This is a genomic window from Streptomyces sp. HUAS 15-9 (assembly GCF_025642155.1).
GTDB lineage: Bacteria > Actinomycetota > Actinomycetes > Streptomycetales > Streptomycetaceae > Streptomyces.
Window position 1 is genome coordinate 8,260,398 of record NZ_CP106798.1, and the last position, 13,995, is coordinate 8,274,392.

Below are 13,995 nucleotides of genomic sequence, written 5' to 3' on the forward strand. Positions count from 1 at the left end.
GACGGGGAACATGCGCGAGGGCGGACTCGACAGTCGGCTCGTGTCGGCGGTCCGGGCAGGGGATGCCGAGGCGGTGCGCGCCCTGCTGGACGAGGGCGCGGATCCGAACACGGCGGACACGGACGGGCTGCCGGTGCTGTGCGTTGCGGTGGCGGCGTACGACGCACCCGTTGCCGAGGCGTTGGTGGAGGGCGGCGCCGACCCGGACCGGACGCTGCCGGACGGGACCAATGCGCTGTGGCGTGCCGTTGACGGCGGTTCGCCCGCGGTCTTCTCCGCGGTCCTGGGCAAGGAGCCCCGGCTGCGCCTTCCGGAGGCCGACCGGGAACGACTTCTCGCCCTGGCCCGAGCCTGGTACGAGACGGGTGCGGCCGAGGAACTGCGGCGCAGGACAGGCGTGTTCGGTGCCGCGGCGACGGTCCGTGTTCAGGACGACGAGTACGACCACGTCGATCAGGTCTCGCTCGGCGGACGCGTCGTACGGGCCGGGCACGGAGCCATTCTGACCTCGCTGGAGTGGGCCTTCCGCGTCCTGACGCCCGTCGACGAACTCGTCACCCGTGCCGTCCGTCAGCCGGACGAGATCCATGTGGACTGGTCGGCGGCCTACTGGATTCTCACCGAGCGCCGCAGCTTCGAGACCTGGTCGGCGGTGGTGGCCCATCGCCACCATCCTGACCAGGCGCACCGCCGGTTCGTGGTGGATTTCCTGCGCAGGCGAAGCCTGCTGGGCAACAGTCCCTACTACGCGAAGAAGGAGCGGGAATTGCTGGCAGTCTGGGCGGCCGAAGAGACCGACGGCGAGATGCTCGCCAAGGTCCTCGCGGCCTTCACCCAGTACGAGCATGCCGACCAGGAGGCCCTCGGCCTGCGCTACACCGACCATCCCGACCCCCGCGTGCGACGCGAAGTGCCCTATGCCCTGTTCACGTACGGAGTTCCCCATACGTCCGAGGCCAGGAGCGCGTTGATCACGCTCATGCGTGACCCGGACGCCGAGGTACGGGCCGCGGCGTGCACGGCAGGCATGCATGTTGCCGCGCGCCATACGGAGATCACTCAAGCAGTGCTCCTGCTGGCCGAGGACCCGGACGCCGACACACGGGCTGCGGCGGCCGCGGCACTGGCCGTTTCACGGGACGGTGCGCCGGCCGTCGCCGATGCCTTGGTGGCATTGAGTCACGAGGAGAGCCGACTCGCGCGCCTGGAGGCCGCCTACGGCCTCGCCCTGCGCGACGATCCGCGCACCGCCGGGGCGGTCGAGCGGCTCGGGCCGCTCGGTGCCGACTTCGAGCACGACCACCGCGCCGACGTGATCTGGCGGTGGCGACGGCGTCAGGAGGACGGCGACGCCATGACACCGCCGGCATCGTGAGGTGCCGCTGGATCTGGGGCGCCCAGTTCGCGCAGGATGTCGAAGGCGCGCAGCAGCGGTGCCGGGCCCGAGTCCTCGATGCCCGAGGCACGGCGTGCGCGGCGGGTCCGTAGTACCGCTCGCACCGCCGACAGGGCTCCGCACGCGATCACGGCTGCCCTGAGGTCGGCGTCGGGCGTGTCCGGCGGCAGACGGCGCAGCACCAGAGCCGTCAGGAGCTCCTCGAAGTCCGAGAAGGCCTGTACGAGCCGTGTCGTGACGACGTTCTCGATGTCCTCCAGCGGGTGGCTGAGAGCGGTCAGCGTGGACGCGGCGAACGGCTTCGCGGCCGCCAGCAGGGCGTTGCACACCGCGTCCAGCGGATCCTCGTCGGCGGGCCGCTCGGCCAGGGCGTTCTCGACATATGCGAACAGTTCGACGCCGCCCGGCAGCAGCAGCGCCTCCTTGCTGTCGAAGTAGCGGAAGAACGTCCGCACGGAGACGTTCGCGTAAGCGGCGATGTCCGCGACGGTGGTGCCTTCGAAGCCACGCTCCTTGAACAGGCGCGCACCGCCTTCGAGCAGCAGGCGCCGCGTCTCCTCCTTCTTGCGTTCACGCAGTCCCGCGGGGGCGTTCTCACTCGGCATGTCAGGAAGCCTCCGACATGGTGTCCCGGCTGTCAATTGACACGCGTGTCATGAACAACGAGTGGGGTGCGTGCCGGGTCGCCGACGTCCGGCGGAGTGCGTACGGGGTCCCCGACGCACATGTGCCCATGATGCCAATTGTCATGCGTGCCACTTTGTCTCTAGAGTTCGTGTCACTCGTGACACTTTCCTTGGGAGACCACCGTGCCCCGACCCCAGCAACCGTTCCTGGAACCGGCTGAACCGGCTGAACCGGCGGACGCCGACCGGCACCGGCAGACCACCGAGGTTCCCGCTGCCCGATCCGGGCTCGGTCGCCTCGGGGCTCTCTGTGCCCGGCGCCCGGTGACGGTGATCGCCCTCTGGCTGCTCGTCCTGGCCGCCGCCCTCGCGGGACGCCATATCGCCTCGCCCACCTTCAGCGACCAGGTCAGCCTGCCCGGCACCACCTCCCACACCGGCGCCGACCTGCTCGCCACCTCGATGCCCGAAGCCGGCCGGCCCAACGGCAAGGTGGTCTTCCACACCGACTCCGGCACCGTGGCCGGGCAGCGGTCCGCACTGGACCGGACGCTGACGGACCTGCGCGACCTCCCGCACGTCACTTCGGTCTCCGCGCCGGTGACCAGCGGCGACGGACGCACGGCCTACACCGCGGTCTCCTTCGACCGGCAGCTCAAGGACCTCGGCCACGCCTACACCGCCCAACTGGACACCGCCACCGAGCCGGCCCGGGCGGCGGGGCTCGGTGTCGCATACGGCGGTGACCTCGAACAGGTCGTCCGAACCCCCGCCAACGACAAGCTGAGCGAGATCGTCGGCATGGTCACCGCTCTCGCGATCCTGCTGCTCGCCTTCGGCAGCGTCCTCGCCGCCCTGCTGCCCCTGGTGACCGCGCTGATCAGCGTCGGTGTGGGCCTGGGCGTCGTCGGCATCGTCGCCGCCACCACGTCCTTCGCGACGTCCGCCACCACACTGGCCACCATGATCGGACTGGGCGTGGGCATCGACTACGCCCTGTTCCTGACCACCCGCTTCCGACAGGACCTCATCGACGGCCACGGCCCGGTCGAGGCCGCCGCCCGCACCGCACGCACCAGCGGACGTGCCGTTCTCGTGGCGGCGGTGACCGTCGCCGTCGCGATGCTCAGTCTCTACGCGTGCGGGTTGACTTTCATCGGCAAGCTCGGCCTCGCGGCCACCGTCGCCGTGATCGTCACCGCTGCCGCCGCCCTCACTCTGGTGCCGGCGGCACTGGGCCTGGTCGGCCGGTACATCGACCGGGCGCGTCTGCGCCGCCGCCCGGTCGCCGAGCGCGCGGGCGAACGCGACGGCTGGCACCGCTACGCGGAACTGGTCGCCCGGCGGCCCTGGACGTTTCTCGCCGTCGGTCTCGCCGTGCTCACCGTCTGCGCGGCGCCGCTGATGTCGATGCGCCTCGGGCATGTCGACGCCGGCGCGGACCGGCCGGGCAGCAGCACCCGTACCGCGTACGACTGGATCGCGGACGCGCCCGGTCGAGGCTTCGGACCGGGTGCGAACGGCCAGGTCGTCACCGTCGTCGACCTCCGCCACACGGACACGTCGACCGACCGCATCGCCGACGACGTCACGCGGGCCCTGAAGGACACGCGGGGAGTGGCGTCGTACACCTCCGTCCGGCCGAGCGGCGACGGCCGGATCCTCGTCACCACCCTGACGCCGACCACGGGTCCGCAGGACGCCGCCACCGGCGCCCTGCTCGAGACCCTGTCCGCGCAGACACTGCCGAAAGCCCTCGACGGTACCGGCGCCCGCGCCTACCTCACCGGCACCGTGGCGGGCCAGGCCGACTTCCGCAGCACGGTCAGCGAGCGGCTGCCGATCGTCATCGGCATCGTCCTGGTCCTCGCCTTCCTGCTGCTCATGGCGGTCTTCCGCAGCGTGGTGATCCCGCTCAAGGCCGTCTTCCTGAACCTGTTCACGACCGCCGCGTCCTACGGCGTCCTGGTCGCCGTCTTCCAGTGGGGCCGGGGCGACTTTCTGCTGGGCCTGTCGGAGCCGGTGCCGATCGAGTCGTACGTGCCGATGATGATGTTCGCGATCGTCTTCGGGCTCTCCATGGACTACGAGATCTTCCTGCTCTCCCGGATCGCCGAGACCTGGCAGCGCACGCGGGACAACCGGCTCGCGGTCGGCGAGGGGCTGTCCGCGACTGCGCGGGTGATCTCCAGTGCTGCCTTCATCATGACGGCGGTGTTCCTGTCCTTCACCGCCTCGCCGACCGTGGTTGTGAAGATGCTCGCCCTGGGGCTGGCGATCAGTGTGATCCTGGATGCGACCGTGGTCCGCCTGATCCTGGTGCCGTCCGCCATGTTCCTTATGGGGCGGGCCAATTGGTGGATGCCCCGCCGCCTCGACCGCGTGCTTCCGCGCCTGCACGCCTGACCTTGGGCCGGTCGCCGCGTCATTGCCCGCCCGCCTGCACGCCCGCCCGCCGTCCCGTCCGATCCCGACCCGACCGAACCGGAGTACGTGACCTTGAACCGTCGTAGGAAGACCATCATCGCTCTCGCGGGCGCCGCCGCCGTGGCCGTAGCCGTCTGCGCCACGAATCTGGTGGTCGAGCACCAGGCCGAACAACGGGTGGCCGAGGTGGCGAGCTGCCGGCTGAAGCCGCGTGGGCCGGTACAGGCCGACCTCACCACCCCCCTTGCCGGGCTTCGGGCCCTCGGCGGTGACGTCGGTGACGTCGATGTCCATGCCGAAGGGGTGCGGCGCCAGGACGTCGTGATGGACGTCGCCGTCTCCCTGAAGGGCGTCACGACGGACGGCGCCAGCGACGGCGGCACCGCCGACGCCACCATCGGCTACGACCAGCTCGACCGGCACATGGGCTCGCTGGGCGACGGGCTGACACCGGGCGGCCGGGACGGCGACCTCACCCTCAGCGGAAGCGTCGGCAGCCTGGGCCTGCCCGTCACCGTCGTCGCGAAGCTGTCGACCCGGACGAACGCGGTCACCATCACCCCGACAACCGTGACGGTCCTCGGGCGCAGCGTCCCGGTCGACGATCTGACCGCCCTGCCGGCCGCCGCCCGCCTGAAGAACGAGCTGAAGCCACGCACCGTCGCCGTCACCGGACTGCCCCGGGGTGTCGCCCTGACATCGGCGCACGCCGGGGACGACGGCTTGGTCCTGGACTTCTCGATAGCGCGCCGGACGGCTCAGGGCACGAGCAACCGTTCCAAGGCCGGCTGCGCGGCGGCGTGACCCGCCCGGCCGGCCCGGAGATCGTTTGAATAAGTCAGGAAAAAATGACGCTATCCAAACACTTGACCGACTCCAGAAAAGAGTTACGTTTTCAGCAGTGCTTATGTCCGTTTCTCGAAGGCGCCCCCATGTACCGCGCAGTTTCCCCCGAGCCCCTGTCGGCGGCGGGGGTGGAATCGTTCGTGGCCGGACCCTGGGCGCTCCCCTGGTCCTCGACGGCTTGCGCCCGGGCGCGGTCGGCCATGCGTGACGTGCTCCCTCGATGGGGCCTCGCCGGACTCGTCCCGACCGCCGAACTGCTGGTCAGCGAGCTGGTGTGCAATGCGCTACGGCATGCCGTCGGCCCGCTGAGCCTCACGCTCGAGCGCGTGTCGGCGGTGCGCTGCGTGGTCACCGACGGCTCTTCGGACCTTCCCCGCCCGACCGACGCCGATGTCGAGGACGAGAGCGGCCGCGGACTCACGCTCGTGGACACGCTGGCCGCGCGCTGGGGCTGCGAGCCTGGGCCGGTGGGCAAGAGCGTGTGGTTCGAGCTCTCCGCGGACGTGGACCCACCTCGGGTGGGCGGAAGCGACGCCCCGGACTGCCCGCAGGCGGCTGGGACCGGAAGGTCGGGGTGACATGACAGCCGCGGCGGAGGCCGAGGAGCCGATGGCACTGGCCGCGGCGCGATTGCGGTCGGCAGGGATGCGGGTGACCGCTCCGCGGATGGCGATGCTGATGGCCGTCCACGAGTCGGCCGGCCACCTCGACGCCGACACCCTGCGCGAGCGCGCCCAACGGGTCACCGGCCGGCTGTCCCTGCAGGCCACCTACAACGTGCTGCGCGCCCTCACCGACGCCGGACTGGTCCGCTGCACTCAGATCGCCGGCCACCCCGCGCGCTACGAGACCGAACGCCACGACAATCACCACCACTTCGTGTGCCGCCACTGCGGCCACATCCGCGACGTCAAGTGCGCGAAAGGCGCGGCCCCTTGCATGGACCCGCAACTGCCCGAGGAGTACGACACACAAGAGGCCGCGGTGACGTTCTGGGGCCTGTGCCCCGGCTGCCGGGACTAGACACGCTCCAGATACGCCCCCGTGATCGCCAGGGCCGCCGCCATGATGCTCAGCTGCGGATTCACCTCGGGGCAGCCGGGGAGTACGGCCGCGTCCGCGATCAACACCCCTTGGATGCCGCGCAGTTGTCCGTTCGCGTCCGCCGGGAAGCGCTGTGGGTCCGCTCCCGCGGCCACCGTGCCCGTGGGGTGGTAGGCCGAGAGGTGGAGCTGGCGGGCACTCGTGTCGGCGAGGACGGTGTCCAGTTCCGTGAGGGTGTGTACCCGGGGCGTCCTGGGGACGCCGGTGAGTACCTCCTCGGCGCCCGCGGCGAACAGGAGCTCGCCCATGGCGCGTACCGCCCGCAGCAGACGGCCGGCGTCGCGGTCGTCGAGGTCGTAGCGGAGCAGGGTGCGGTCACGGCCGTGGACACGGCCCGACGGCCGGTCGGCGATCATCGCGCCGAGGGTGGCGAGTCGGTCGGCGCCCTCCAGTTCGCGGCGCAGCTCGGCGCCCAGCCCGGGCAGCACGAACGAGCCCATGCCGGGCGGGGTGGCGGTGGCCTCGATGAGGACCCCCGCGCCGTGATGCTCCTCCACGCCGACGCTCTGCAGCACGCCCTCCCAGGCGGTGACCGGTTCGGCGAAGCGCCCGGCGACGCTCGTGGCCGGGTGCACGCTGAGGTTGCGGCCGAGCCGGGGGTGTCCGCCCAGGCCCGAACGGCGCAACAACGACGGTGACTGCAGCGCGCCCGCGGCGACGACGACCAACGGGGCGAGGATCTCGAAGGGGTCATCGTCGCGGCGTACGCGCACGCCTGCCGCACGCGACCCCCCGGGCCGGTCCCGGTCGACGAGGACGCGCTCAACCCGCGCACCGGTCACGATGCGGGCACCGGCGGCGCAGGCGTCGGGCAGCACGGACAGCTGCACGCTCTGCTTGGCACCGGTCGGACAGCCCACGACACACTGGCAAGACCCCTTGCACCCGGGCGCGTTGCGACGCAGGGGCGCGGCACGCCAGCCGAGCGTATGTGCCCCGGTGAGCGCGAGGCTGCCGTTGTTGCCGAGGACGTCCACGGGCTGGGTGGCCACGCGCAGGGAACGCTCGACCTCGTCGAGGCGACCACCGAAGTCGTCGGCGAGGGCGAAGCCGAAGTCCTTGCTCCAGCGGGCCAGGACATGGTCCGGAGTGCGGTAGCAGGTACCGGAGTTGACGACCGTCGTACCACCGACGGCTCGGCCGACCGGTAGCAGTAGCGGAGGGCGGCCGACAGCGATGGTCGCTCCGCCGTCCCGGTAGAGCTCCGTGAACCGCTCCAGGGGCGTGCGCCGTCCGAACCACTCGGTGGAGTAGTGCTCGCCCTCTTCCAGGACGACGACGTCGAGCCCGGCCCGGGCCAGGGTCCGCGCGGCCATGGCTCCGCCCGCCCCCGAACCTATGACGACGGCGTCGGCGGTGGAGCGCGCGGGCCATGCGTGTGCGGACGTGCAGTCGAGCGGAGGGTCCTGGCGGGTGAGGCCGGGGGCAGTGGGGCCGTCGTGGAGCATCCGCTCCGTGCCGGCCGCGAGGAGGACGGGTACCTTGAGCACGTCCAGGAGCGGGCGCAGCGACGGCCGTGCGTCGAGTCCCCGGAGCACGGACTCGCGCTCGTGAGGCGTGAGCGTGGCCAGTGCGCGCCCGGTCCGGGCCAGCGCGTAGACGTCCAGGCCGCGCGCAGCCGCCCGTAGACCGGCCCGGGCGGGAAGCGGCATCGAGGCGAGGACCGTCTCCAGCCTCGCGGGGACGCGTGCGGTCCAGTCCGAGGTGCCTTCGTCGGCGATCAGGGCGGCCACTAGGCCGTCGAGGCTCATCGGGTGCCCACCTCCGCGTGGGCCGTGCCGTCGAGCGTCCACTCGGCCTCGGTGCGCCAGCCGCCGAGCCACCAGCGTTCCAGCAGGATGTGTGCGTCGGCGCGCTCGCTGTTGCGGCAGACTGCGTGGGTGCCGTCCGGGTCGGTGTAGTCCAGGGTGAGCGTGCGGTCCTCGGGCTGGGTGACCTCGACGCGGACCCGGCGCAGGCCGGCGCGGCCGGTGGTCGTCCAGGTGGGCAGGCCGATGGCGGTACGGAACCGTCCCAGGCCCGCCCAGCCGAGCGCGGGGCGCTCCGGGCGGCGCGGCCAGGTGCGGTCGCCTCGGCGCAGGCGGAGGAAGACCATGGGCGGCAGCCGGCGCAGACCGGGGCGCATGGAGACGGCGGCGACGATCTCCAGGACGTCCCCGCCACCGAGGTCCGCGTGCAACCAGGCCCAGCGGCGGGCATTGCCGTGACCGTAGATCCGAGCGGAGGCGCCCGGCGCCGAGGAGAGCTTCAGTGTCGTGTCGTCATGGGTGAACGTCCCGTCGTAGAAGGCCCGGGCGGCCGGGAGGATCTGGGCGGCGGGCAGCAGCTGCCGACGCCAGGACCATCGGGGGAAGGTGAACAGCGGCGCGTCCGCGGGGTGTTCGGCGAGATCCCAGCGCAGGGCGCCGTTCTCCGCCGAGCCGGTCAGACGTCCGCGGGTCGCCGTGACCCCGTCGGCGCCGAATCCGGCATCGTCCGCGGTCCACCGGGCGGGGCCGAAGCGGGCGTGCCGCACGGGCCCGACCTTGGGGAACACCGCGGCCCAGCCGTGCGCGTACGGCTCGGACCCGTCGGCGGGCGCGGTGAGTTCGTGGTGGAGCCACACCCCGCTGCCGGTCGACGGGTCGGTGACGGTGGTGTACCAGACCTCGGTACGGCCGGGCTCGCCCTTCCAGCGGGGCGCGAGGAACGCGCCGGGTTCCTCCCGCCGTGGAAAGCGGAAACTCGCGAGGAACGGAACGAGCTGCGTGGCCAGGGGAAAACGAAGCGTCCCGGTGCCGACCCGCGTACCGTCCTCGTACAGCGTGTACGGCAGTACGGTCATCGAGGCCACGGGCCTGCGCGGTGTCACGGACTTCCAGCCGTCGAGCGTCAGCCGGCGGCCTTCGGCGGTGAACGCGATGCGATAGCGGATACGGCGCCGAGCCAGCGGTGAGATCTCCAACTCACCCTCGGCGCCCGCGTCGTCGGCCCAGCCCGCGATCCGTACGCGGCCGGAGGCACGGGCCTCTGTCGTCCCCGTCAGCCGCATGACACGACCCGCCGAGACCCTCAGGTCCAGGCGGACGCGGCGGGTGCGGTCCTCGGTGTCGAGCCGCAGCGTGCCGAGCATCGTCTCGGTGAAGACGGTGCCGCGCGCGGGGGTGTTGCCACTCGTGCCCGTGTCCGTGTCCCTGTCCGAGGGGACGTCCGTGCTCATGCGAGGCCCTCCAGCATGATGCGTTCGGTCGTGGTCAGGTACTCCTCGGCCGCCCGCCGTGCGCCCGCCTCGTCACCGGCGTCGATCGCGTCGACCACCGGCTCCAGACGCGCGTGGGCGACCGCGGCGTCCGTGAACGGGCCTATGAGCGCGGCGCGTACCGGCAGATAGGCGTTGAAGAGGGTGTTCGTCAGCAGGACGTAGACCCGGTTGCCGGTGGCGCGGGCCAGGGCCCGGTGCACCTCGATGTCCGCGAGCTGTACGGCATCGGCGTCCTTCGCCTCCCGTACGGTCGCCAACAAGGAGCGCAGTTCCGCGCGTCGGGGTCCGGTCGCGCGGGCGGCCGCGCGCTCGGCGATCAACGCTCCGATGCTGCGCCGGACTTCGAAGATCTCCCCGATCCAGTCGGGGCTGTGCCGCACGAGCATCGGCAGCAGATCCGCCCCGCCGAGGCGCAGATAGTCCCGCACGCGGGTGCCCACACCGTGCCGGGTCTCCAGCAGTCCCGCCTGCACGAGGCGGCCGAAGGCGTGCTTGAGGGTGGTGCGGGTGACGCCGTAGCCGTCCGCGAGCGTCCGTTCCGGCGGCAGATAGCTTCCCGCTGGATGCTGCCCGTCGAGGATCTCCTCGCGCAGCCGGTTCTCCAGGACATCGACGATGGTCTCGCGGGGCAGTGCCTCCACGCCGTCCTCCCAAGTGGCTCAGTGGATGAGCCACTCAACCAATCCGGGGCGGTGAAGTCAATGGCGATACCGTGGTGTTGACATATTGGCCTGGTCAGGGACCGACGGCACGCAGCACGGCGGCTGCCATGCCGCGCTCGCCGCGTTCGTTGGGGTGGACGGCGGCTGCCGGGCTGCTCGGTCTGAGGGGTTCGATCCAGCGGATGGCCGCCGAGGAGCAGGCGTCGTGGCCGATGGACGGGGTGAACGTGTCGACATAGGTCGCCCCGGCGGCTTCGGCGCGTTCCCGGAGCATGGCGTTGAGCTGTCGCTCCGTCTCGCGAAGGAAGGCCACGTCGCCGGGTGCGAGGGGCATGTCCGAACCGCAGTCGGCGCCCTCGGCGGGCAGGATCGCCGGGTAACCGACGATGTATATGCGGGCCTTGGGTGCCCGGTGCTTGACGTCGTTCAGGGCGCGGGTCAGATGGTCACCCGCGGTACGGATCCTCCGGGCGACTTGGCCGGTGTCGCCGGGGGCGTATCGCTCCTTGCAGGGTGCCTGGCCGTTGACGTTCATGGCGCCGGCCGCGGTTTTGTAGAGCGCCCCGGTGGTGACGCACCTGGCGACCATGATGCTGAAGCCGATGTCGTTTGCGCCGATCCCGATGGTGACCAGGGCGGTCGCGGCCGTCAGCCCGGAGAGCTGCGCAGGGTTGGTGCCGTCGTCCGTGGACTGGGGCGCGGTGAGGTTGCTGATCGTGGCGGCGCTGCAACTGGCGTCGCTGAAGTCGGCCGCACTGATGCCGAGTTGCCTCGCCACGAGTGCGGGGTAGTTGCGGGAGGATCGTTCGCAGCCGACGGGCTCTCCCGTCTGGTCGGGAATCCGGGGGCCGGAGGTGAAGGAGTCGCCGAGCGCGACGTAGAGCCCTCCGGACGGACGCCCGCCGTCGCCGCCACCGCTGGTCAGGCTCCCTCCGATGCCGACGGCCGTGACCAGTACGCCGCATGCCAGGGCCCCGGCCAGGCCGGTTCGTGCCAACGGTCCCATGGTGGTGTCCTGTCTTCGTCGACCGGCTCCTCGTAGGGCTCGTTTCAAGGGCACCTGCTCCGGACGCGTGGTGCACTCCAGTACTTGTATCTTGCCTCGGGTCCGGGAATACCGCGTCGGCGTCCGCGCCGTCGTACGTCGTCAGGCCAGGCGCCGGGCGCCGGGTCCCGGGCGTGCGGTGACGTCCTTCGGGGTCAGGGTGGTGTGGTCGTCGGCGCACTCGACGACGACCCGCACCGGTGCCCCGCACTCGGTGTGCCGAAGGTCCAGCACAGGGCCCTGGGGATCGGGGGCGTAGGTCTCACCCCACTGGCGAAGGGCGACGAGGACCGGCCAGAGGTCCCACCCCTTGCGGGTCAGCCGGTACCCGTTGCGGGAGCGGCTGCCCGGCTCCTGGTAGGGAACGGTGCCGAGGATGCCGGCCGCCGTCAGCTTCCTGAGCCGATCGCTCAGTACCGCTTCCGACAGACCGATGTGGCGCCGGAAGTCGTCGAACCGTCGTACGCCATTGGCGGCGTCGCGCACGATCAGCAGTGTCCACTTCTCCCCGACCACGTCGAGCGTCCGCTGGACGGTGCAGTTCTCGGTACTGACCTCAAGCCACTCCATCCAGCCATGGTAGAGGTCTGGCTTCGGCATTGACAGTCAGGCGACCGAACAGCTAGCTTCGATCAACGAAGTCAGCTGGGAGGCGCCGAGGACATGGGACGGACACGGACGTACGAGTGGGAGGACCCCGCGGTCACGGCGGCCGCCGTCGGGCGCACCTCCGGCCTGGATTTCCTGCGTGAGATGCGCACGGGGCGTCTTCCGGGCCCGCCCATCCTGTCCACCGTGGACTTCACGCTGGACGAGGTGGACGAGGGCCGGGTGGTCTTCTCCCTGCTGCCGGGCGAGGAGCACTACAACCCGATCGGCAGCGTGCACGGCGGTGTCTACGCCACCCTCCTCGACTCGGCGGCGGGCTGCGCCGTTCACTCCACGCTCCCGCCGGGCATGGGCTACACCTCGCTCGACCTGACGGTGAAGTTCCTGAGGCGGATCACGGTGGACACGGGCCGGGTGCGGGCCATCGGCACGGTGGTGAACCGGGGCCGTCAGACCGCGCTCGCCGAGGCGAGGCTGGTCGACGCGAAGGACCGTCTGCTGGCCCACGCCACCAGCAGCTGCATGCTGCTTCCGGTGCCTGCCGCGGACGCCGCGGACGGCTAGGCCCCCGCAAGCCCGGGTTCAGCGGGATCGCCAGAGCCGGGCGATGCCGGCCACCAGCGACGACGCCTCCATGGTCGCCGTCGTACCGGCTGCCACGCACCAACTCGTCACGGGCCGCAGTACGGACTCGCCGGCGTGCGCGAGCGCGGACACCGGTGCCCCCACCCAACGGCTCAGATCGCCCGGCAACTTGGGGTCGAGTTCGATGGTCACCCTGACGTAACGGGTGTGCAGGTGGGTGACTTTGGTGGGTCGGGATGCGGCTGGGTAGGGTCCGCGCTGCAGCGCGGCCCGGTAGGTGTCCTTGCGCTGGTTCACGCCTTGTCCTGACGCTTGATGAGCTCGTCCGCGAGTTCCATGTAGGCCGAGCCCTTGACCTCGATCGGGCTGCCGAAAGACTGGGCGTACAGATCGAGCCGCGGAATGTGGGTGGACAGCACGTCGAAGCCACGCTCGGTGAGTGCCTCACGGGCGTCGGCGTCGGGACCGGTGCGGGTGGCGTCCGGACGGTTGGTGCGGTTCAGCAGGACTGCGGCGCGGGCCGGCTGGGCGCGCAGGGACTGCATGTCGCCCATCTCGCCGCCGATGGGGGCCATGCGATCCAGCTCGATGGGGGCCGGGGTCACCGGCACGATCCACTCGCTCGCGTACCTCATGATGCTCCGGGCGATGTGGGCGTGGTCCTCCATCTGCGGAGCGTCGAACACCACGGACTGCCGGTTGCCGAGGAAGTCGTTCACGCGCCGGTGCACATCACCCACCGGAAGGGCGATCACCGGAAACGGAAACCCGCCCGCCAATTCGCTCCAGCGCAGCGCTGAGGAGGCGGGGTCGCTGTCCACCAGCAGCGGTGGCATGCCCGACTCGTGCAGTGCGTGGGCCAGCCAGACCGCGCTGGTCGTCTTTCCCACACCCGGTTTCAGGTTCACAAAGGCATAGCTGAACAACACAAGGATGGACGCTAACGGCCACGGGCGGCGTGCCGCTGTCGGCGCGAGGTACAGCGACGCCCCGTTCACCCTGGGGCGCCGGTGACTCGGTCGAATGGACTACCGGTCAGCGGCAGCCGACGGCCACGCGGCCCCCGGTCACCTGGGCCGTGGCCGGTGAGCGGCCAGCTGCTTGCGCATCTCGGCGTAGGTTTCGGGGTCGATCTCGCCGGAGGCGAAGCGGTGGTCGAGGACCTCCTCGGGTGTCTCCCCCGGTGCCGGTCCTCGGCCCGTGTCGTCCCGGCGGGACGTGGGATGCTGGGCGAGGCGGGCGACCGCCCACACCACCAGACCGATCAGTGCGATCCACAGCAGCGGCATGAAGGCCATCCAGGCCCAGCCACTACCGCCGTCCCAGTACATCACTGCAGGTCACCTCCTTCGGGAGGCTGCTTCTGATCCCTACTGTCCGTCCATGGCGGGGACACTGCCAAGGGCCCTTCGGCCCCGCCGCCGGACCACTCGGCACCCCTGCGCCCGCCGGGG

15 protein-coding genes are annotated in these 13,995 nt (G+C 71.2%); 6 read left to right on the forward strand and 9 right to left on the reverse strand.

Annotated features, from left to right (window positions below):
• Positions 1-10: 10 nt before the first annotated feature.
• Positions 11-1,375, forward strand: a complete 1,365-nt coding sequence (locus N8I87_RS37635; protein ID WP_263215332.1) for an ankyrin repeat domain-containing protein — start codon at positions 11-13, stop codon at positions 1,373-1,375.
• On the opposite strand, the gene N8I87_RS37640 is transcribed toward N8I87_RS37635, so the two are convergent.
• Positions 1,336-2,001 (reverse strand): TetR/AcrR family transcriptional regulator, encoded by a 666-nt coding sequence (locus N8I87_RS37640; protein WP_263215333.1) that lies wholly within the window; start codon positions 1,999-2,001, stop codon positions 1,336-1,338. The genes N8I87_RS37635 and N8I87_RS37640 overlap by 40 nt on opposite strands.
• Positions 2,002-2,346: 345 nt before the next feature.
• Here N8I87_RS37640 and N8I87_RS37645 point away from each other — a divergent pair, with 345 nt between their 5' ends.
• The 4 genes from N8I87_RS37645 to N8I87_RS37660 all read left to right on the forward strand — a co-directional run bounded on the left by N8I87_RS37645 (position 2,347) and on the right by N8I87_RS37660 (position 6,318).
• Entirely contained in the window at positions 2,347-4,428 is a 2,082-nt protein-coding gene (locus N8I87_RS37645) for an MMPL family transporter (RefSeq protein WP_263215334.1), read from the forward strand.
• A 93-nt stretch (positions 4,429-4,521) separates the two neighbouring features.
• Positions 4,522-5,253 carry a DUF2993 domain-containing protein gene (locus N8I87_RS37650; protein WP_263215335.1) on the forward strand — a complete coding sequence of 244 codons (732 nt, stop codon included), beginning with the start codon at positions 4,522-4,524 and terminating at the stop codon, positions 5,251-5,253.
• 128 nt (positions 5,254-5,381) lie between these two features.
• Positions 5,382-5,873, forward strand: a complete 492-nt coding sequence (locus N8I87_RS37655; RefSeq protein WP_263215336.1) for an ATP-binding protein — start codon at positions 5,382-5,384, stop codon at positions 5,871-5,873.
• Position 5,874: 1 nt separating this feature from the next.
• Positions 5,875-6,318 (forward strand): Fur family transcriptional regulator, encoded by a 444-nt coding sequence (locus tag N8I87_RS37660; protein ID WP_263215337.1) that lies wholly within the window; start codon positions 5,875-5,877, stop codon positions 6,316-6,318.
• On the opposite strand, the gene N8I87_RS37665 is transcribed toward N8I87_RS37660, so the two are convergent.
• The 5 genes from N8I87_RS37665 to N8I87_RS37685 all read right to left on the reverse strand — a co-directional run bounded on the left by N8I87_RS37665 (position 6,315) and on the right by N8I87_RS37685 (position 11,917).
• A complete protein-coding gene (locus N8I87_RS37665) occupies positions 6,315-8,150 on the reverse strand; it encodes a GMC family oxidoreductase (protein WP_263215338.1) in 1,836 nt (611 codons plus the stop codon). The genes N8I87_RS37660 and N8I87_RS37665 overlap by 4 nt on opposite strands.
• A complete protein-coding gene (locus N8I87_RS37670) occupies positions 8,147-9,598 on the reverse strand; it encodes a tocopherol cyclase family protein (protein WP_263215339.1) in 1,452 nt (483 codons plus the stop codon). The genes N8I87_RS37665 and N8I87_RS37670 overlap by 4 nt, the downstream gene beginning before the upstream one ends.
• Positions 9,595-10,281, reverse strand: coding sequence for a FadR/GntR family transcriptional regulator (locus N8I87_RS37675; protein ID WP_263215340.1), 687 nt, complete (start codon positions 10,279-10,281; stop codon positions 9,595-9,597). The genes N8I87_RS37670 and N8I87_RS37675 overlap by 4 nt, the downstream gene beginning before the upstream one ends.
• Positions 10,282-10,375: 94 nt before the next feature.
• Complete coding sequence (locus tag N8I87_RS37680; RefSeq protein WP_263215341.1) at positions 10,376-11,308, reverse strand: SGNH/GDSL hydrolase family protein; 933 nt, start codon at positions 11,306-11,308, stop codon at positions 10,376-10,378.
• 141 nt (positions 11,309-11,449) lie between these two features.
• Positions 11,450-11,917, reverse strand: coding sequence for a winged helix-turn-helix transcriptional regulator (locus N8I87_RS37685; RefSeq protein ID WP_263215342.1), 468 nt, complete (start codon positions 11,915-11,917; stop codon positions 11,450-11,452).
• Between the two features lie 93 nt (positions 11,918-12,010).
• Between N8I87_RS37685 and N8I87_RS37690 the strand changes: the two genes are divergently transcribed.
• The gene (locus tag N8I87_RS37690; RefSeq protein WP_263215343.1) at positions 12,011-12,520 is read left to right on the forward strand and encodes a PaaI family thioesterase; all 510 of its coding nucleotides are present in this window, start codon (positions 12,011-12,013) and stop codon (positions 12,518-12,520) included.
• An 18-nt stretch (positions 12,521-12,538) separates the two neighbouring features.
• On the opposite strand, the gene N8I87_RS37695 is transcribed toward N8I87_RS37690, so the two are convergent.
• From N8I87_RS37695 to N8I87_RS37705, 3 genes are all read right to left on the reverse strand, one after another.
• On the reverse strand, positions 12,539-12,838 hold the full coding sequence (locus tag N8I87_RS37695; RefSeq protein WP_263215344.1) for a hypothetical protein: 300 nt from the start codon (positions 12,836-12,838) through the stop codon (positions 12,539-12,541).
• On the reverse strand, positions 12,835-13,539 hold the full coding sequence (locus tag N8I87_RS37700) for a nucleotide-binding protein (RefSeq protein ID WP_317633525.1): 705 nt from the start codon (positions 13,537-13,539) through the stop codon (positions 12,835-12,837). Before N8I87_RS37700 ends, N8I87_RS37695 begins: the two co-directional genes overlap by 4 nt.
• 69 nt (positions 13,540-13,608) lie before the next feature.
• Complete coding sequence (locus N8I87_RS37705; protein WP_263216858.1) at positions 13,609-13,872, reverse strand: SHOCT domain-containing protein; 264 nt, start codon at positions 13,870-13,872, stop codon at positions 13,609-13,611.
• Positions 13,873-13,995 lie beyond the last annotated feature (123 nt).